Source organism: Caballeronia sp., from assembly GCF_028292365.1.
GTDB lineage: Bacteria > Pseudomonadota > Gammaproteobacteria > Burkholderiales > Burkholderiaceae > Caballeronia.
Window position 1 is genome coordinate 1 of record NZ_JAQGMM010000060.1, and the last position, 19,299, is coordinate 19,299.

A 19,299-nucleotide genomic window follows, 5' to 3' on the forward strand; every position below is an offset into this window, starting at 1 on the left:
ATCGTCAAGAAGGCATCGGGCGGCGTGTTCAACAACGCAGCCCAGGTCTGGAACCACACGTTCTTCTGGAACAGCCTGTCGCCCAAGGGTGGCGGTGCTCCGACCGGCGCACTGGCTGACGCTATCAACGCCAAGTACGGCTCGTTCGACAAGTTCAAGGAAGAGTTCGCGAAGGTCGCAACCGGCACGTTCGGTTCGGGCTGGACGTGGCTCGTGAAGAAGCCGGACGGTTCGCTCGATATCGTCTCGACGAGCAATGCCGCTACGCCGCTGACCACCGATGCGAAGGCGCTGCTGACCATCGACGTGTGGGAACACGCGTATTACATCGACTATCGCAATGCGCGTCCGAAGTTCATTGAAGCGTACTGGAACATTGCGAACTGGGACTTTGCGTCGAAGAATTTCGGCGCTTGAGTTTGTGTAGCGTGACAAAATAGTTTGGAAAGTGCAATAAAGATTGGAAAATCCAGACTATGCGTCGCAATAAAGTTTGGAAATGGTAGTAGAAATGAAAGCCCTCACTTTGAGGGCTTTTACTTTCGAGCGCGGGACAGCTAAATGCCTGCAAGCGTCGGATCGTAGTACGGGCCATGCATTGACAGCGTCAGCAATCTTGAACTCGATGCCATCCGCATCTTTGTTTCGTCTATCAAGGAGTGCGCAGCAAATTGGGGTCAAAGCTCCGACGGCACTTAACCGATCGCCGTCTCGCTTAAACAGAGCAAAGGCAGAACGATCGCGAAAGACTCCTGGTCCCCGCACGCTTTGGGATTAGAATCCAATGCTGAATTGAGCGCGCTAGCACGTACTCATCGGTGTTGCGCCGCTCAGTGGACGGCAATCGGCCAAAAGCGGTCTGTCGCTCTGATGCTGTATGGCGATCATTCTGATGAAAGTACTCACCTGCACCGATGTCCGCATGGACATATTGACGATCGCTGTTGTTATACGGACGCAGCCTTGATTAGATCAAGGCCGGGTGCGGGTTGAGTGTTCTTGTCCATGACGATTCCCGAGCGTTCTTAAGCGTTTTGGGGAATTGTAGTTGGCGGTGATGCCACGCGTGCCGTCAAGTTCCATCCGCCAGCTAATGTGTTAAAAGCGCAGTCGAACCGATCATTGGGGTGATTTTCGGCTCGATAAGCCCATTGATAAAAGAAGTTCGCACCGCTGGCGCAGGGTTTAAGATGGAAACGTCGACTAACTTTCGCCGATCCTCGACGTAGCAGTTCTCTTGGTATTGCCAGGCGCCGACGCCATCAGTCGGGAATGAGAGGTTGTTAAGCTGTGAATTGTCACGCCAGCGGTCGATGTCTTTGCACTTTAGAGCTGGCTTGCCCGTATATCCTTTCCCATACCGTGCTATCCAACCGGCAGAGAGCGGTTTTCCTAGATCCGCGACTGCGATCTCCAGGGCCTTCCAACTCTCGATTGAGCCGGTGGTGCCAATATAAACAGCCGGTAACAGGGAGATCTTTCGCCCCGCCTTTTGCACGCCTTTTGTTAGGCCCACGGTCCACCCCTTAAAGTATTCCGAATTTACGGGAGTCTGTTGGTCAATTTCTATATTTAGGAATATGTGATAGGAATTGCTATCGTCTGGTGTTATCGAAAAAACGGTTATGAAAGCGTCGGCATTGCATATCCCGTCGGCAATGCCGGTATCGTAAGTACTTTTTGTTTTGGCGTCGATGTCGTTAAAGCGCATGGTTTGCTGAGCAAGGGGCAGTACCCGGATGCCATATTTTGCAAGGGTGGACACTTCGGATTGTTTCAGTAACCATTCAGGTCGGTTTGATATGTAGCGTCCCCAGAAAAGCGGATACGATCCAAACTTTTTGTTGAGCTGGGAGATCAGAGCGTCGCTTACCGGGTCCACTGAGTCGACTCCGTACCCTTGGTCCTTTCCTAGTCCTTTCAATGGTTCGCCGATAACAAGCGTAGGGTCTAGGGTCGCGGCAATTGCGATGCCTGGCTTACCGAGGGGCCTCGCGTTGCAGTATTCCGGAGGCTTGGCCGATACCGAAACCGTATTGGCCAAGAAATACGTTGCCAATAACAAAACAAGCTTCTGTGATGCCTTCATTTTTCAGTCTCCACATGTACCCAGATTTGATCTTTTGTAATGAGATGTTCGGTTTGGGGGCTTTCGACAAGTTTCACTCGCTGGCCCGCATAGAGGACTCCCGACTGGGCGACGCACTCGCCATAGTTTCCACTTAGAAAGGCTTTTCCTAAGCATTTGCTGATTGACGGACGATCCTGTCGAAGCCTGAGGTTGTCTGTTAATACGTAGGAAACGCCAGTTCTCAAATCCGTTGGGCGGCTCAGCGCGGGGTTGCCAGGTAGTGCTCTTAGATTAAGATCGCTCAAGTTAGTATGCGACTGCACAACATTCCCGGCAAAAACCCATCCGCTGACTGGCACAACCTGTGGGCTCGCGGGCGGTGCAGAGGGTTTTGAAGCAGTGGTTACCGGCCCGTCATGGCCGGCTCCGAAAACACCGGAAAAGTCTGGTTGTTGAATATTGCCGGTTCGTAACCGGACTCGCCTGCTTACCTCTTGGAAAAAAGTGAACGTACCTTCGCTACAAGCTCAGCCGGCTCGATCTGGTCGAGATGATGACCGAACGCGGCCTGTCGCTGGTGCCCAAGACATTTATGCGTTGGGTAAAGCGCTTTACACCAGAGTTCGTTAAGCGCTGGAATCGGTTTGGTATACCCGCAGGCCGGTCCTGGCGTGTTGACGACACCTATCTGAAGATTCGTGGCAAGTGGGTTTATCTGTACCGGGCGATAGATCGGGCCGGCCAGACGGTGGACTTCATGCTCAGAGCAAAGCGAGACGTGGCTGCGGCTAAAGCCTTTTTCACCAAGGCCATCAAGCATCAGGGGCAGCCGCCGAAAACCCTCACGCTCGATGGCTCTGCGGCTTCGCATCGCGCGGTTCGTGAGATGAAGGAAGACGGGGTGCTTCCCGAAGACACCAAGGTCCGGTCCTCGAAGTACCTGAACAACCTGGTCGAGGTGCTCACGAGGTCGCTTACAGAAGTTGTTCTCACTTGATGAAACGCATAACCACGGCATCGCTGGGCGCTGCCGGCCTCGCAATGGTCAGCAAGCGGCGCGCAAAACACGACTAGTGGTTCGTGACGAAACGCCAAAGCGCTGCGCACTCGATGTCGGATATCTGATAGTGGGGCATGGACTTGCGCAGCACGACACCTGCCGGATCGGCGCCGTCCTTGAGTGCGCGACAGAAGGCCACCGCGTTATAGCGACTGGGCGGTCCCCCTCGACGGCTTGTTGCACCAAGCAGATAGGCGGGAGTCAAGGATGGTGCGAAGGCGGCCGCCGGCTCCGTTCGAGTGTGGCAGTTGATGCATCGGGTGGTCCAGGCCGGCAACGGACGATCGTCGTCGCGCAGGTGCGCCGGGATCGCATGCTGTCCACTGAAGATCGAGCACCCCAAATCAGCTGGTTCACACGGCTGCGCCGCGTTGGCCAAGCGCGCTGCGGTGACCAGTGCGAGGCCGATCGCTGCGCGTTGGAACCGCGATGCCATCACCGGACGCGCAGCGTGCGTGAGACGCTCGGCACGCCCTTCGTGTTCAGGGCGAAGAGCATGTAGTAGCCAGGTACCGTAACGCCGGGATCGGCTGGAATTTTCAACAGATATTCGCCAGCCGTGCCCACCGTGAAAGTCAACGGCACGCGTCGCTGCTCATTGTTGAGCGCATGCGTCGCTGACGACAAGCGCATCAGCGCGAACGCCTGCGTCCCACTACTGCCGGCCACGGCGATCGTGGTACCGAGTTGGGCCTCGGTCGGCGCTGACGTAATGGTCGGCCGCGATGCCGAGGACCCATTCGCATTGAGTAGATACGGTGGCGTCAGTATTTCGACGTTGGCGTGGTTAGTCGTACAGCTGCCGCACAGTCCGCCACCGCCGCTCAGCACCCGCCCATCCGGCAGCAGCAGCGCAAAGCTGTGATAGGTCCGCGGCACAGCCTGGGAAGCAAGCGGCGAGAAGATGTTCGTCGTCGGGTCCCACAACTCCGGCGTCAGTATCGCAGTATCGTCTGAGAAAGGTTGGGCAAAGGTTTGGCCGCCCACCACGACGACTTGTCCGTTCGGCAACACGACACTGTTGCCAAATGCGCGCTGATAGTTCATCGAGCGGATCGTGCGAGCGGTCGCCGTACCGCTACTGATATCGATGAGCGTGACATTCGACGTAGCGTTGGATTGCTCGTAACTTGGCGCGCCGCCGACGGCGAGAATTTTGCCGATGTCGTACATGACGGCGTTGCCGTTCATCGCGTCGCCGTCGTTGCCCCGATTCCCGGCCTGGGTCACGCTGCCGTTGCCCGCGGTATCGAACCAGTGCATGGCCCGGCTGGGTCCTGCGTGGAAGACCCGCCCGTTGGACACCGCGAACATCCACACATGGTTATCGGCGCGATATAGGGGATCCGCGTCATTCGTCAGGATATAGTCAGCGAGTATCGCGCCATTGACTTGCCACCCCGAACCGGGGGTCCACGTTTCACCGGTCTTGCCTCCCATGCCACCGTTCCATGAACCCCCCACCAGGAACACATTGCCATTGCTCAACGTGACGCTACCCTGGTAGCCGCGCGGAATGTTCATCGGGTCGCCTGACGACCATGAGTTGGTTGAAGGCGTGTAAATACTGGTCTTATCACTGCTTGAACCCCCGGTCACAAACACACGGCCGTCCGGGAGATTGACAATGCCAGGGCAGAACATATCGTGCCCGGTATTGCTTACCAGCACCTGTTTGCTGGTTCCTGTTGCTGGATTGAAGATCGCCGTATACGTCTTGCCCGGCGTGACCTCGCCCCCGGTAAAAGACAGGCGGGCATCGGCCGACCAAACCACTATGGTCCCGTCGGGAAGATTGGCTGCCGCCGCGGGAACGAGTGGCAGCGTGATCGGCGCAGACCACTTCGATGGCAGCGTCGTCACATTCAGCCCGCTGACCTCCCAGGTCTGCTTGGCGCTCCCATTGCACACCTGCTGCAGGATCTGCGGACCCTCTGCGGTCACGCTCGCCGCAGCCAGACACATGCCGCTGTGCGACGCGATGATCGCATAACCACTACCTTGCGGCGTTAGAGAGTAGCTTTGGTTCGCGCCGCCGTTGCAGTCCCATTGGATGACGGGCGCGCCCGCCTTCAGGCTGTCGTTCGACACGTCCATGCACAGATTGCTGTTCTGATTGATGAATTGATACCGCGTTCCGGCAGGTGTAGGCGACCAATGCTGATTTGCGCCGCCGTTGCAGGTCCAGGAAAGCACCCTGGCGCCTGCCGTTTTCGAGTCTGATTCGACGTCCGCACAGAAATTCGTGCCGCCAAGGGTGATGGTGCCGGGCGTTTGCGCTTCGGCGAGTCGGGAAAGGGTGGCAAAGGATGAAGTGAATGCGATAAGGAACAGGGCATGCACGCATCTGTCGCGTGGTCGGGAGAAGATCCTTACGGAACGAATTCGTGCCATGGCCTCACTTCCAGTTGAAGTCGAACTACGTACGGCCCAGCGCGCCGAGCACATCGCAGACTTCGTCTGCGCGCGGAAGGTCGGCACTACGCCAGCGCAGCATTGCGCTCGCATCGAAGCAGTAGATCTGCGTTGAATGATTGGCGATATTGCCGAGGGGCAGTGGACTACCCGAGAGCGCGATGCGCATCCGGTCGACGTCCTTCAACGTGGGTGTAGCCGCGTTCCACGCGGGGCCGGCCTGAAAGCGCATGAGCCACTCGTGCAAGGCGGATGGCGAGTCGGAAAGCGGATCGATTCCGATCGATAGCAATTGAACCGGATAACGAGCACGGATATGTGGCATCCGGTCCTGAACCGCGCTGAACAGCGCGCCCTGCAGAGGACATACCGAGCTGCACCCGGTGTAGACCGTCTGCAGCGCGGTTACGCCCTGACGCAGCAAGTCGCTCAGCAGTCGCTTCCTGCCGGTTTGGTCGACTAACCAGACATCGTCGAGACGAACCGGTGGGCTGACGAGCCCCATCCTTCCATGCTGCGCGTATAAGGGGAGGGACACCGCGGCCATCGTGGCCAAGGCCACATCACACAGCAAAGCGCGTCGAGTCAATTTTCGAACCGACGCATACTTGGCAGATTCCGGGCGCGTGGGAACTTTTTGATGGGACACCGGCTTCGTTCTCCGCGAAAGTCTGATGGACCTGCCAACTACGCGCCGTGAAGAATGCCTCTGGCACGACAGTCGGTGAACAAAGCGGAAGATCCGGGTAACGGCGAGGTCTGCTCGCTTTCGTACCCGCAAGTTTGCGATGTAGGTAAGCGTAGCAGGGAAGATTGACGGCGACGGCCAATCCATCGGCCAAAGCGGACATTCGCTACTTCTCGTGGACAGGTGGCGGCGAATGCCTGCTTCCCTATCCTCTGGTTAAATAAACATTCGTCCGATCACTCTCAATGGGACTAAACCGCTCCCGCGGTATGCACTCCGTTTGAACGTGGTGGTTCTTTAGAGGAAACCCGCTCTGTTTCCTATGTTGATCGACGAGGCGATCCGCCTCGTTACTCAACAGGAGCCGAGCCATGACAACCCCAAGTGAAGTTACCAGTCCGCTACTGTCAAAGAGAGTGAACCAAACCGTGGGAGGTCAATTCACGCCGCTCGGCGCGCACTCGGCGAGTTTGCAGCTGCAGAAGTTTTGGTCAACACGGCAAGTTTCTTAACCGAGAATTCTTCGTTGAGAACAGCAACTCTAACTTGTGCCAGGCAGTGCGCTCCCTCGTCCGTCCATCGCATTTGTTGCTTCTTCGCCATGCGATGGCTGACCACCAGGTTCACCGCGGACTCGGCAATGCTGCTGCTGATCGGCAGCCCCTTGTGATAGCGCATGCCATAGTTCACGAGCTTACCGGCGTTGTTCTCGATGTAGAAGTACAGGCGGCGCAGGTTCCAGTACAACGTCGAGTGCTCATAGCCTTCCTTCGCCAACAGCGTGGCATCCAGAGCCGATGAACAAGAACCGGATAGAAGGCGGTGCCGATCAGGGCGAGCGGGCATGCAACCGCAAAGCTCTCGTGGTCAAGGATCAGGTGCCGTAGATCCGGCGGTTGTGCGGTGAAGGATTGCGTTCTTACCTGGGGATATCTCGTCTTGTGCCTGAAAGGGCAACGGCGTCGAGCCGGAGCGAGAAGTCAGCAGAGGCCATATTAGTCACAGGATAGGCCGGTGAGGCTAAAGCTAGTGATGAAGGGCCGAACGAGAAGGATTCGCTAATATTGATTTGCTCAAAACCGATGGAACGGGCATTGCTCGGTCCTTGCTGGTCAAACGCACTGAGTTCTCTCACGGAGATGAGGCTCATCTATAGCGCTGATGACAATGACTGCGAGAGCAACATCTTCAGTTTTGACATTGAGCCAAACAAGCTCTTTGACCGAATTCTTTTCGACCCTCGCATGGATGAATCATTGCAAGACTCATATATTGAAGCGGTGGAGAAGCTTGGTTGCAAAGTTGATGTGAGACGGTCCCCACTCTATGATCCGCCTAAAGGTATGAAATTCAAGCTTGGGTAAAGTTAGAGGTCCAATAGGCTTGTGCAGGGATACGGAATTAGTGAGCCTGGGGCGCGCTTGGTGAGACTGGAGAAACAGAAATCTTGAGACTGCCCGGACTCAGGCGGAACATTGAGCTGCGTGGCCAGCGCCCCAGGTTGAGGGCGGTAGGCGGGAGTAGCTGCTAGGCGGCGCCGACAGCTCTTCCAACGTCAGAAACGGCCGACACGGCTGACCTTAGCCGACCCTAATGCTCGTGCGGGTCGTCGAAGTATCATCGCCGACTCCGCTTTCCGGTTCGTATGGCTCATACCAGATGATGTGCGCCCCGGTCGTCGCTGCTTCTACGCCATATCGATTTTCGAGTTCCTTGGCTAAGCGGCCATGTGGTTCTGACGTCAGAAGGGTGGATTGAGAGCGACATAGTTTGGAAACGAAGCTACAACGGGCTTTCAATCGTTCCGATGCGGGTTGTGACGTGGGTTTTTCGCGCTTCCAGCCGCTTTCCGCCGTAAAATTACGAATAATTTGCTGGGGAGCGCACCAAGCTAAGTGTCGAACTGGCAGAATTCGCTCCGTTCGCTTTCCAAACTTTATTGTTACGAGACAGTTTGGTGTAGCGTGACAAAATAGTTTGGAAACGGTAGCGAAATTGAAAGCCCTCTTTTTGAGGGCTTTCTGCTTTCTTGACGTGGGACAACCAGATGCCGGCGAGCATCGGATGGTCGGGCGGGCGGTATGTCACCAGCGCTCACCAGCGGTCGCCAGCGTCAGCAATGGGAACTCGGGCGTCTCCTGGATCGGGCGAACAGACGGGCTTTTCCGGCTCATTTCCGACCTTCGCTTCTCGTCCCCGCCCGGGATAATCCTTTCATCGACAATCCCATTGAAAGACGCCATGAATGCTTCCGTCGAGCTTCCCGACTCGAACCTCTCCGCGACCGACCCCGATTTCGAGCAGGCACTTGCCGAAGTTCGGACGGCGGCGCTGGAGCATCATCGGAACGGCCGGATGGACGAGGCGGAGAGCCTTTACCGCATGGTCCTCGATGCGCGACCGAGCGACGCCGACATCAACTACAACATGGGCGTGATTGTCTACGGGCGCGGGCAGTACGCCGCGGCCGTTCCCTACTTCGAAGTGGCCGTTGGCGCAAATCCGAATCAAGGCCAGTATTGGTCCGGCTATATAGAAGCCTTGACGAACAGCGGCGAAATCGCGGCAGCCTGGATCGTGCTGGAAATGGCACAGCAGCGCGGGATGACAGGCCCGGTCATCAATAAGCTGATCGCCGGGATAACGGCCGCCACCAAGGCACGAGAGGTGGCTGAGCAAGCAGCTTCCGCGCCGTCTGTGAGCACACCCGCGCCGGCGCAGCAAGTCAAGCCGCAACCGGCTGCCGGTTCCGCTCAAGCTACCGCTGGAGCGACTGCGAAAACCAGGCTGGGTGCCACCGTTCCTACGCCGCAAGAGGCCAACCGGACCGTGACGCTCTACAACCAAGGGCGAGTGGAAGAGGCCGCAGTGCTCGCACGCTCGCTGGCGGAGCGTTTTCCGACGCATGCGCCGAGCTGGCGGGCTTTCGGTATCGCCATGCATCGGCTTGGCAGGATGCGGGAGGCGATCGAGCCGCTAGGCCGCGCCATCGACCTGGTGCCTGCCGACCACGAGTCGCGCCGCATTCTCGCCGACGCATTGCGGGACCAAGGCCTGCATACGGAGTCCGAGGCCCATTGCCGGCTGATCGTGGAACAACATCCGCAACATGCTGAAGCGCATCGGTTGCTAGGCATGGCGCTCCACGCGCAAATGCGCTTTGGCGAAGCCGAAGCGTGCAGCCGCCGCGCGGTCGAGCTGGCGCCCATGTCGGTGGACGCGGGGAGCATGCTCGCCGTGACTCTCATCGAGCAGGGTCTTCTGGCTGAAGCCGAGGTTGAATTGCGGCGTACGCTTGCTTTGTCTCCGTCCCACCCCAAGCTGCACGAGAACCTGTTGTTTTGCATGAACCACAACGATAGCGTGGGTGCGGACGCGCTATTCGCCCAGCATTTGCAGTTCGGCGAGCAATGCGAGCGTCCACTGCGCCAGCGTTGGAAAAAGCATCTCAACTCCCGCGATCCGGAGCGCCAGTTGAATGTGGGGTTTGTATCCGGCGACCTCATCGGACATGCCGTCGCGTCTTTTGTCGAGCCGCTGCTGCCCCATCTAGCGAACGACCCGGCCTTGAAGCTGCACGTGTACTACAACCATACGTTGCAGGATGAGACAACCCTCCGGCTCAAGCAGCATGTGCAGCACTGGAACGACATTGCGGTCCTGAGCGATGAAGCGCTCGCCGATAAAATCCGCGCGGATCGAATCGACGTGTTGATCGATCTCTCCGGGCACACTGGCCGTAACCGTCTGCTGACTTTCGCTCGCAAGCCGGCTCCTCTCCAGGCAAGCTGGATCGGCTATCCCGGCACGACCGGCCTGCAGGCGATGGATTACTATCTCGCCGATCGTTTTCTCGTGCCGCCCGGCCAGGCGGAGAATCAATTCACCGAAAAGCTTGCCTACCTTCCGGCTTGCTCGGTGTTCTCGCCCTACCCAGCCTCGCCGCCGGTCAATGGCTTGCCGGCGTTGCGCAACGGCTATTTCACCTTTGGCAGTTTCAACCGCGTAAGCAAGATTCGCCCGGCCACCATCGCGCTGTGGGCCAAGCTGTTGCGCGCGATGCCCGACTCGCGCATGTTGCTTGGCGCCATGCCGTCCGGCGGGGATTATTCAAAGCTGATCGATTGGTTCGAAAACGAGGGCATTGCGCAGGATCGGCTCGACTTCCGCGCTCGCTCCGAAGAGCCGGTTTATTTGCAGCAGCACCATCATGTCGACCTGTGCCTCGACACGTTTCCGTACGCCGGCGGCACGACCACCATGCACGCGACCTGGATGGGCGTGCCCACGCTCACGCAGTCCGGCGACACAATACCGAGTCGCGCTGGCGCGACGGTCATGTCCCATGCCGGCCTGTCTGGTTTCATCGCTTCTGATGAAGACGACTTCCTTGCCAAGGGTCTCGCGATTGCCTCGGACCTGAAGGCGCTCGCCGGGATTCGAGCAGGCCTGCGCGAGCAATTCCGGACATCCCCGTTGCTGAATTCGCAATTGATCGCCGACAGTTTCTCGCTCGTGCTGCGCGACATGTGGCGACGCTGGTGCGCCGGCCAGCCCGCGGCGCCGCTCGAAGCGTGCGCCCCGGGCGCGCTGGGCAGCCATTGATGCCGTTGCTGCAACCCATGTGCTCCCGGAGGAAACCTTGAGCCATCCCATTCGCATCGTTGAGCCGATAGTCGACGAACGCATGTACGTCACGCAACCGCATCTTGCGCCGCTCGACGAATTCATTCCGTATCTGGAAAAGATCTGGGAAAGCAAGGTCCTGACCAACGGCGGACCGTTCCATCAGCAATTCGAGAAGGCGCTCTGCGAGTACCTTGGCGTCAAGCACCTGGCGCTGTTCACCAACGGCACGCTCGCGCTTGTCACCGCACTCCAGGCCCTGCGAATCACGGGCGAAGTGATCACGACGCCGTACTCGTTTGTCGCGACCGCTCATTCGTTGCTCTGGAACGGCATCAAGCCGGTGTTCGTGGATGTCGATCCCCATACGCTCAATCTCGATCCCGCAAAGATAGAGGCGGCCATCACGCCGCAGACGACCGCGATCATGCCGGTGCATTGCTATGGGCATCCGTGTGACGTCGAAGCAATCCAGAAGATCGCCGACAACTACAACCTGAAGGTGATCTACGACGCCGCCCACGCGTTCGGCGTGCAGACCGAGAACGGCAGCGTGCTGCAATATGGCGATCTCGCCGTGCTCAGCTTCCATGCTACAAAAGTCTTCAACACCTTCGAGGGCGGCGCCATTATTTGCCCGGATGCCAAGACCAAGCAGCGCATCGATCATTTGAAGAACTTCGGGTACGTCGACGAAGTGACCGTGGTCGCGCCGGGTATCAACGGCAAAATGAGCGAAATCAATGCGGCGTTCGGTCTGCTGCAGTTGAAACACATCGACGTGGCGCTCGCGCGCCGCAAGGAAATCGACGCGCGGTACAGGACGTTGCTGCGCGATGTGCCGGGCGTTCGCTGCGTAAATGACGCAGGGGAAAAAACCGCAAACTATTCCTATTTTCCTATCCTCGTCGAGAACGACTATCCGCTCTCTCGCGATGCCTTGTATCAGAAATTCCGTGACCACGAGATCATCGTGCGGCGCTATTTCTATCCGCTGATTTCCGAATTTCCCATGTACCGGGGAACGCCCTCGGCGCACCGCTACAACCTGCCCGTAGCGTCTGAAGCAGCGCTCAAGGTATTGTGTATTCCTATCCATCCTGGGATGTCGGACGAAGATGTGAATAGGGTTGTCGACATTATTGCGAGCGCGTAATGATGAAGCTGGCCGCCATGTTGAAGGAGTGGACAGGCACATGAGCGAAGAAGCCATCGGGGGGTATCTCCAGCTTGAGTTGCGGCGGGACGGATCGGAATATCACCGTGACGCGCTGTGCTTTCAATCGTCCCGCGCGGCGTTCCTGGCGCTGTTGGGTGCCGGCCAGCCCTCAGCGGTCTGGATGCCCTGGTACATCTGCGCGAGCATGCTCGAGCCGCTCGTCATGGCCGGCATTCCAATCAAACGGTATGAAGTCGACGAACGCTTGCGCGTGAAATCCGCAGAACTGGCGGACGGCGAGTGGCTGCTGTACGTGAACTATTTTGGCCTTTGCGATAACAACGTCGACGACGTACTCGACCGGTTTCCGCGAGACCGGGTCGTGATCGACAACGCGCAGGCGTTCTTCGCGCAACCACGCGAATGCCTGGCTACGCTGTACTCGCCGAGGAAATTCGTTGGCGTGCCGGACGGCGGCTATCTCGTCACGAACAAGGCAATCAGTGCACCGGAGGCGGTCGATCGCGGATCGCTGGATCGATGTGTGCACCTGCTCAAGCGCATTGCCGAAGATGCGGAGTCCGGCTATACCGACTATGCGGCGGCCGAGGAAAGCCTGAAGCTACAGGAACCCAAGCGCATGTCCGCGCTCACGCGGCGCCTTCTCGCCGGCATCGATTACGACGATGTGCGCGCACGACGCGTTGAGAACTTCGCGTTTCTCCACGAGAAGCTGCAACGCTACAACCACTTCAGCTTCAAAGCTGACCCTGATGCGGTGCCGCTCTGTTATCCGTATCTCGGTGCGCCTGCCGGTATGCGCGAGGAACTGCGAGCGCAACGCATCTACACACCGAGTTACTGGCCCGAAGTGGCCACGACTGAATCGATGCCGGACTTCGAGAGAAATGTGCCGGGATCGACGGTGTTCCTGCCCTGCGATCAGCGGCTTTCGCGTGCTCAACTCGAAATGATGGTGCGATCTTTGTTGGACCGACTGGCATGATCAACGACGAAATATTCCTCCGCGAACTCGAACGTCGCGACCTTTGCACCGTCAACGCATGGCGTGCCGACCGCGAGCTGGTTGGACTGTTGGGCGGCAGCTTTCGTTACGTGGGCAGCGAGATCGATGAAAAATGGTTCGATGCCTATCTGGCTTCGCGCGCGCATAATGTTCGCCTCGCGATCTGTCTCAAGTCCACGGGCGAAGCGGTGGGTGTCGCCTATCTGCTGGGTATCGACTGGGTCGGCCGCTCTGCCGAATTCTCGATCCAGATCGGCGTGGCATCGGCGCGAGGCCGCGGAATCGGTGAAGCAGCGACACGTTTGACGCTCCAGCATGCATTTGACGACCTGAATCTACACCGCATTTCCCTGACGGTACTGGCGTCCAATGCGCGCGCGAAAGCGCTCTACGAGAAAGTGGGCTTTCGTGCCGAGGGCCTGTTCCGACAGGCGGCCTATAAAGGCGGCCGCTATCTCGACGTTATTCCGATGGCCTCGCTCGCCACCGACCGGCCAATTCCATCGCCCACTGTGCTCCACCCCGTTCATGAATCCGATTGATCCACACCACGAAGCCGCGCTTACAACCACCGGCTGGACCGTGCTTGAGCGCCTGATTCGTACCGATCTGATCGACACGCTCGTCGAGGCACTTGCGCCGTCGCTCAGCTTGCGCGACGACATTCGGCGTCGCAACGGCGTGCTGGAAAACAGTGCCGGTACCTTGCATCATTTGCTGATGGATAGCGCATGCTACGTCGAGTTGCTCGCTGAATTCAACGTAATGGAGCCGCTTTTCAAGGCATTTTTCGGCGGCAACTTCATCCTGAATTCGTATGGCGGCGTGATCAATGAACGCGGCGCGCACGCGTATGTGCAGAAGGTGCATCGCGATATCCGCTTTGGCTCCGATTCGCGGCGGTTCATGCTAAACGCGCTCGTGATGCTCGACGATTTCACGCTGGAAAACGGTGCGACGCACATCCTGTCGCATTCGCAGAACCAGCCAGAAGCGCCCGACGACGACCGTTTCTACACGCAGGCATCGCGTGCGACCGGTGAACGCGGCTCCGTACTGCTATTCGATTCGCGCATGTGGCATGCTGCCGGCTGCAACACGACAAGCCAGCCGAGAAGAGCTCTGACACTGACGTTCACCAGCCCGTTTTTCAAACCGCAACTCGACTACGCGCGGCTGGTCGGGTATAGCGATCTTGCGCGCCGGGACGCATGGTTGCGCAGGTAATCGGCTTCAATGCGCGGGTGCCTGAATCTCTTGAGGAGTTTTATGTACCGGTCGAGCAGCGCAGTTATCAACGTGGACAGGACTGACATGACGAGCAGAGACTATAACGCCGAAGCTCGTGATCATCCCGAACACCGGTATGCGTACGAATTCGACTACCTGATGCATGCCTATATGCTGAAGACGTTCGCACCGTTTTTTGTGGGCAACGACGTGCTCGAACTCGGCTGCTTCGAGGGGCACTTCACGAAGCTGCTGCAAAGGCAGTTCGCGACTGTGGAAGTAGTCGAGGCATCATCGGACTGCATAGCGATCGCCTCGGCCAATGTGGGTACCGAGGTCAGGTTCCATCATTCCACCTTTGAAACTTTCGAGCCCGAACGGCGTTACGACAACATCTTCCTGATTCATACGCTTGAACACCTTGACCACCCCGTCGACGTGCTTAACCGTATTGGGGGATGGCTCTCGGAGCGTGGTCGTTTGTTTGTCGCCGCGCCGAATGCACGAGCCGCGTCGCGTCAGATCGCCGTCAACATGGGGTTGATCGATCATGCCGCCGCCGTGACTCACGCCGAGGCCGAACACGGCCACCGTGTGACGTACTCATTGGATACGCTTAAGGCCGACGTGCGGGCGGCGAAGCTGCGGCCGGTTACGCAAGGCGGCATCGTGTTCAAAGGCCTGGCGAACTTCCAACTCGACGCCGCGCTCAAGGCCGGCATCATCTCGAAAGAGTACCTCGACGGCTGCTTTGAACTGGGACGAGTCTATCCCGACCTCTGCTCGAGCATCTACGTGATCTCCGAACGTGGCGACGATATCTGAATCAATACAATGAAAGTAGCCATCATGCAGCCGTACTTCTTTCCGTACATCGGCTACTTTCAGCTGTTGAAGGCGGCAGACGTCTTCGTGGTGTACGACAACATCAAATACACGAAGAAGGGCTGGTTCAATCGCAATCGCTTTCTTCAAAATGAAACGGATGCGTTTTTCAGTATTCCCCTGCAAAACGACTCGGATTCGCTGGATGTAGTCGATCGGACAATCGCGCCGGCATTTGATAAAACGAAACTGCTCAATCAATTGCGTGCCGCTTACGCGAAGGCGCCACGGTTTGAGCGCGCGTTTGCACTTTTCGAGCAGTGCGTCATGCATGGCGAGTCCAATCTTTTTCACTTCATCTTGCACGCGCTTGAACGGACTGTCGCCGAACTCGGTATCGGAACCCGGATTGTAGTGTCGTCTTCCGTGCCGATCGATCACTCGCTTCGGGGGCAGGACAAGGTCCTGGCGCTATGCGAGGCGCTCGGTGCCACGACTTACATCAATGCCATCGGGGGAACAAGTTTGTATGGTGCTGAGGCCTTCGAAGCGCGAGGGATCGATTTGCGTTTTCTCCGATCGCGGCCCATCACCTATCCGCAGTTCGGCAACACGTTCGTCCCTTGGCTGAGTATCGTCGATGTCCTCATGTTCAATGAGATCGACACAGTTCGGGCCTTGCTCGACGAGTACGACCTGATAGCCAGACCAGTCGAGACAACGCCCGTTGCCGCTTGAAAACGTTCCGGCGCGGCTACTGCTGCGCAGTGACAGGGGCAGGGGCCACGAGCTTCTTCCCGAGTGCAGCGTCCTTGGCTCGCTGTACTTCAGACAGGGTTTCGAGAGCGCGGCCTTCGTCGACGGTGAGATCCACGAGGAATGCATCGTTGTTCGCCTTGATCCAGTCCAGCGGCATATCCCACCAGGCTAGCTCAAGCAACTTTTCACGCACTTTCTCCGGGAACCGAAAACGCAGCAGACGAGCCGGTGAGCCGGCGTACACACCGTAAGGTTCGCTACGAAAGTTTGGCGGCACGACCGCGCGTGCGCCAATGACGCACCCGCTCGCGACTACGCTGCCGCCAAGAAACAACGCCTCGTCCCCGATCCAGACGTCGTTGTGGATCACTGTGTCGGCATATTGCGGCATGGGCGGACTGATGATGCCGGTGCCGTAGCCACTGAACATGGTTGTCGACATGGTCCGCGTCTCATGCTGTCCATTCAGGAGGAAGCGAAGTCGCAATCCTCCTGCGACGTTCTTCCCAATGACGAGTTTTTGGGCTGCTCCGTCGTACTTGACGATGGAACCGACACCCAGCCCTGAACAGCGGCCGATGTGAAAGTCGCCGAATTGCGCCTCTTCGTCCAGCCAATCCCTGAAGAAACGGTTGGGAATGCATGAGAAAGCGCCGTCCTTGTAACCGATCATGACGAAATGTTTTGACCAAGGATGGTTCGTGATGACGCCGGTGCAGTCATCAGAAGTAACAAGGTTCATTGGCATTGGATGGTTTAGTGCTGGGCGGTAATTGGCCTGCCGGATGTCTTTCGCCAGATCAGGGGCGCGGCCAGAAGCGGGTTGTCCAATGGAGCGGAGGCCGGCATGAGGCCTCATTGCTCCTCTGGTACGTGCAAGACAGCTAGAGCTTAAGACCGGTCAGTCAAAGCAGGTACCGTGAACAAAACAGCTTTTTGCCTTCTATTCAATTCATACGTAGGCCATTTGCTCGAGAGAACCACAACCTCGCCGCTTTAAGCGCCGTGGCATGTGACGAACGCGGTGGTCAAGGGCGACCCGGTCGCACCCGAACCGCTTAACCCCGCTGCCGGCGAAATTCCCCCAGCCACTCCGACAACATCGCGACCGCTTCGGGCGTCACCGCGTTGTATAGCGAAGCCCGCAGGCCGCCGATCGATCGATGTCCTTCCAGTCCATGCAAGCCCGCGCGGCGAGCGTCGTCAATAAACTGCGCTTCCATCGCTGCATCGGGCAGACGGAAGGCGACGTTCATGGTCGACCGGCAAGCACGCTCGCCATGTACTTGATAGAAGTCCGGTTCGGCATCCAGCGCGCGATACAGCCGCTCCGATTTCGCGCGGTTGATCGCTGCCATGCTGTCGACGCCGCCTATTTCGTCGCGCAGCCAGCGTGTCACCAGCATCAACACATAGATGGCGAACACCGGCGGCGTGTTGTACACCGAGCGCGCCTGAATATGCGTCCGATAATCAAGGAAGGTCGGCAGCGCATGCGTTGCCCGTTGAGCGAATTCATCGCGCAGGATCACCACGGTGACGCCGGCCGGGCCGAGGTTCTTCTGCGCGTGCGCATAGATCATCGCGTAACGGCTGATGTCGAGCGGCGCGGCCAGCAGATTGGATGACATGTCGCAGACTAGCGGCACCTCAGGCAGGCCTGGGGTGTCCGTAAATTCCAGCCCCTCGACCGTTTCGTTGGACACGTAATGCAGGTAGGCAGCATCCGGCGCAAGCTGCAGTTCATCCGGCCCGGGCAATCGGCGATACCCCTCCGCGCTCCCATCCCACACCACACGCGTTTCTCCTTCGTGCAGCGCTTCGACCGGCGCCTTGGCGCTCCAGTAACCCGACACAATGTACTCGGCATGCTTGCCGCTGCGACGCAGGAAGTTCATCGGCAGCATGGAGAACTGCAGGCTGCTGCCGCCTTGCATGAACAGCACATGGTAGTTGTCGGGAATGCCGAGCAGGACGCGCAGGTTGCGCTCGGCTTCATCGAGTACGCCGCGAAACCAGTCGGATCGATGACTCATTCCCAGCACCGACAGACCGGTCTCCGGCAATCTGTCGATAGCAACGCTCGTTTCGCGCAGCACCGACGCCGGTAACGCGCCCGGTCCGCCGGAGAAGTTCATGGTCTTGTTCATTCAGCCCGCCGTCCGGTGCGCCAGCATGTGCTCGAACGCATCGACAATATGCTGCACATGCTGGTTCTTGTGAGCGAGCACGCCGCTGCCGCGCTCGTAGTGCGCGAGCATGGTCGCGTTGGCTTCGAATACAAAGACCTGGCCGTCAGGCAGAAGCGTGAAATCGATGCCGCCGTAGTCCAGATCGAGCCGCTGACCAATAGCCTCAATAGCGTTCATCGCGCGCTCGCCGAGTGCGGCACGCGGGTCTTGCAGGAAGCGCCGTTCCTCGTCGAGCTTCCAGGCGTGGCTATCCATTTCGGCGGAAAAATAATGCGCGATCCAGTGCGGCGAGATCACGAGATGATAAGGAAGCGGCCGACGATCGACATAGATCACGCGGTACTTGCGGTAGAAGCCATCGGCTGACTGGCAATCGCGAAACGCCGTCAGGTACTGGGCGCCTGCTTGCGTCGATAACCGGGTTTGAAGTGTTTCGATTGTGTCGCAGAGAATCAGGCCGTCGCCGCCGTGCGCGGCAACGGGCCGGGCCAGTAGGGGGAACGTGACAGCGTGATCGGCGAGTAGCGAAGCGAGTGCCTTTAAGTCTTCCGCTTCGCCCGGTCTTTCATATCGCACGCACGGCGCCGTCTGTACGTCATCAAGGCCGTCAAGCAGCGCGGGCAGCTTATGCCGCGAGGTCCGGGTAATTGCCGAGTTCGGATTGAGCAACGGGCGCGAACACTGCGCCTCGAAACGCGCGAGCCTGCCACCCAACGGCGCTGCAATATCCGGATCGCCTATCGCGTTGAACACGAGATCGAAGGCGGGGAGCTGAGCGTCTTCGTCGTCGGCGGCGTAGTCGATCGCGTACTTGATACGGCGGTTCCTCGCGCCCGGAAACAAAGCCTCGAACGGCACGTTGCCCGTGCTTTTTCCCGCGCAGAGGATCAGGACGGAGCGAGTCCAGCCTGCCGACTCTTCAACGAAAACCCGCTGGATTCCATAAGCGCGCTCGCGATAAACCTCGGCAAGCGCGGTGTTCCCTTCACCTGCATAGATGGCGGCGAGGTTCTGGCACGCAACGGCGACATTCGGATCGAGCGCTAGCACGAGTTCGTACCAGCGCGCGGCGACTGCGTGGTCGCCCTTCATGAAATAGCCCGTGGCGACGTCGCACAGACCGTTCGTGCGGGCGTTTGGCGAGCCGGTTGCGTACGCGTCGAGGGTGTGAGCCGCGATCAGATGCGCCAGCGCGCCGAGTTCATCGCCGGCCTGGCGGCATGCATCGGCGAGCATTCGGTGAACCG

The 19,299-nt window shown here is 58.4% G+C and carries 14 protein-coding genes and 3 pseudogenes; 9 read left to right on the forward strand and 8 right to left on the reverse strand.

The annotated features are described in order from the left end of the window. Positions 1-417: Fe-Mn family superoxide dismutase (locus JWR14_RS03530; RefSeq protein ID WP_299701436.1), on the forward strand; the 417-nt coding region annotated here is incomplete at its 5' end. A gap of 673 nt (positions 418-1,090) precedes the next feature. On the opposite strand, the gene JWR14_RS03535 is transcribed toward JWR14_RS03530, so the two are convergent. Next, positions 1,091-2,089 carry a hypothetical protein gene (locus JWR14_RS03535; RefSeq protein ID WP_299701439.1) on the reverse strand — a complete coding sequence of 333 codons (999 nt, stop codon included), beginning with the start codon at positions 2,087-2,089 and terminating at the stop codon, positions 1,091-1,093. 493 nt (positions 2,090-2,582) lie between these two features. Here JWR14_RS03535 and JWR14_RS03540 point away from each other — a divergent pair. After that, positions 2,583-3,145, forward strand: a pseudogene (locus JWR14_RS03540) (IS6 family transposase); the annotation flags it as partial. A gap of 421 nt (positions 3,146-3,566) precedes the next feature. On the opposite strand, the gene JWR14_RS03545 reads toward JWR14_RS03540, so the two are convergent. From JWR14_RS03545 to JWR14_RS03560, 4 genes and pseudogenes are all read right to left on the reverse strand, one after another. Then, positions 3,567-5,525: an RICIN domain-containing protein gene (locus JWR14_RS03545; protein WP_299701442.1), complete on the reverse strand. Its 1,959-nt coding sequence runs from the start codon at positions 5,523-5,525 to the stop codon at positions 3,567-3,569. A gap of 25 nt (positions 5,526-5,550) precedes the next feature. Then, entirely contained in the window at positions 5,551-6,135 is a 585-nt protein-coding gene (locus JWR14_RS03550) for an SCO family protein (RefSeq protein WP_299701474.1), read from the reverse strand. Between the two features lie 540 nt (positions 6,136-6,675). Beyond that, a pseudogene (locus tag JWR14_RS03555) lies at positions 6,676-6,939 on the reverse strand (hypothetical protein); the annotation flags it as partial. A gap of 1,379 nt (positions 6,940-8,318) precedes the next feature. Next, positions 8,319-8,477, reverse strand: a complete 159-nt coding sequence (locus JWR14_RS03560; RefSeq protein ID WP_299701445.1) for a hypothetical protein — start codon at positions 8,475-8,477, stop codon at positions 8,319-8,321. On the opposite strand from JWR14_RS03560, the gene JWR14_RS03565 reads away from it, so the two are divergent. The 7 genes from JWR14_RS03565 to JWR14_RS03595 all read left to right on the forward strand — a co-directional run bounded on the left by JWR14_RS03565 (position 8,476) and on the right by JWR14_RS03595 (position 15,839). Further along, positions 8,476-10,839 carry a tetratricopeptide repeat protein gene (locus tag JWR14_RS03565; RefSeq protein ID WP_299701448.1) on the forward strand — a complete coding sequence of 788 codons (2,364 nt, stop codon included), beginning with the start codon at positions 8,476-8,478 and terminating at the stop codon, positions 10,837-10,839. The genes JWR14_RS03560 and JWR14_RS03565 overlap by 2 nt on opposite strands. Positions 10,840-10,921: 82 nt before the next feature. Next, positions 10,922-12,016, forward strand: a complete 1,095-nt coding sequence (gene vioA, locus JWR14_RS03570) for a dTDP-4-amino-4,6-dideoxy-D-glucose aminotransferase VioA (RefSeq protein ID WP_299701477.1) — start codon at positions 10,922-10,924, stop codon at positions 12,014-12,016. Positions 12,017-12,056: 40 nt separating this feature from the next. Further along, positions 12,057-13,025, forward strand: a complete 969-nt coding sequence (locus JWR14_RS03575) for a hypothetical protein (protein ID WP_299701451.1) — start codon at positions 12,057-12,059, stop codon at positions 13,023-13,025. After that, positions 13,022-13,588 (forward strand): GNAT family protein, encoded by a 567-nt coding sequence (locus JWR14_RS03580; protein ID WP_299701454.1) that lies wholly within the window; start codon positions 13,022-13,024, stop codon positions 13,586-13,588. The genes JWR14_RS03575 and JWR14_RS03580 overlap by 4 nt, the downstream gene beginning before the upstream one ends. Next, positions 13,575-14,273 carry a phytanoyl-CoA dioxygenase family protein gene (locus JWR14_RS03585; protein ID WP_299701457.1) on the forward strand — a complete coding sequence of 233 codons (699 nt, stop codon included), beginning with the start codon at positions 13,575-13,577 and terminating at the stop codon, positions 14,271-14,273. The genes JWR14_RS03580 and JWR14_RS03585 overlap by 14 nt, the downstream gene beginning before the upstream one ends. Before the next feature lie 87 nt (positions 14,274-14,360). Then, complete coding sequence (locus JWR14_RS03590) at positions 14,361-15,101, forward strand: class I SAM-dependent methyltransferase (protein ID WP_299701461.1); 741 nt, start codon at positions 14,361-14,363, stop codon at positions 15,099-15,101. Between the two features lie 9 nt (positions 15,102-15,110). Next, positions 15,111-15,839, forward strand: coding sequence for a WbqC family protein (locus tag JWR14_RS03595; protein ID WP_299701464.1), 729 nt, complete (start codon positions 15,111-15,113; stop codon positions 15,837-15,839). 16 nt (positions 15,840-15,855) lie between these two features. Here the strand turns inward: JWR14_RS03595 and JWR14_RS03600 are convergent, their stop codons facing one another. The 3 genes and pseudogenes from JWR14_RS03600 to JWR14_RS03610 all read right to left on the reverse strand — a co-directional run. Beyond that, positions 15,856-16,602, reverse strand: coding sequence for an acetyltransferase (locus tag JWR14_RS03600; protein ID WP_299701467.1), 747 nt, complete (start codon positions 16,600-16,602; stop codon positions 15,856-15,858). A 316-nt stretch (positions 16,603-16,918) separates the two neighbouring features. Further along, the gene (serC, locus tag JWR14_RS03605) at positions 16,919-18,010 is read right to left on the reverse strand and encodes a 3-phosphoserine/phosphohydroxythreonine transaminase (RefSeq protein WP_299701470.1); all 1,092 of its coding nucleotides are present in this window, start codon (positions 18,008-18,010) and stop codon (positions 16,919-16,921) included. After that, positions 18,011-19,299, reverse strand: a pseudogene (locus JWR14_RS03610) (hypothetical protein); the annotation flags it as partial.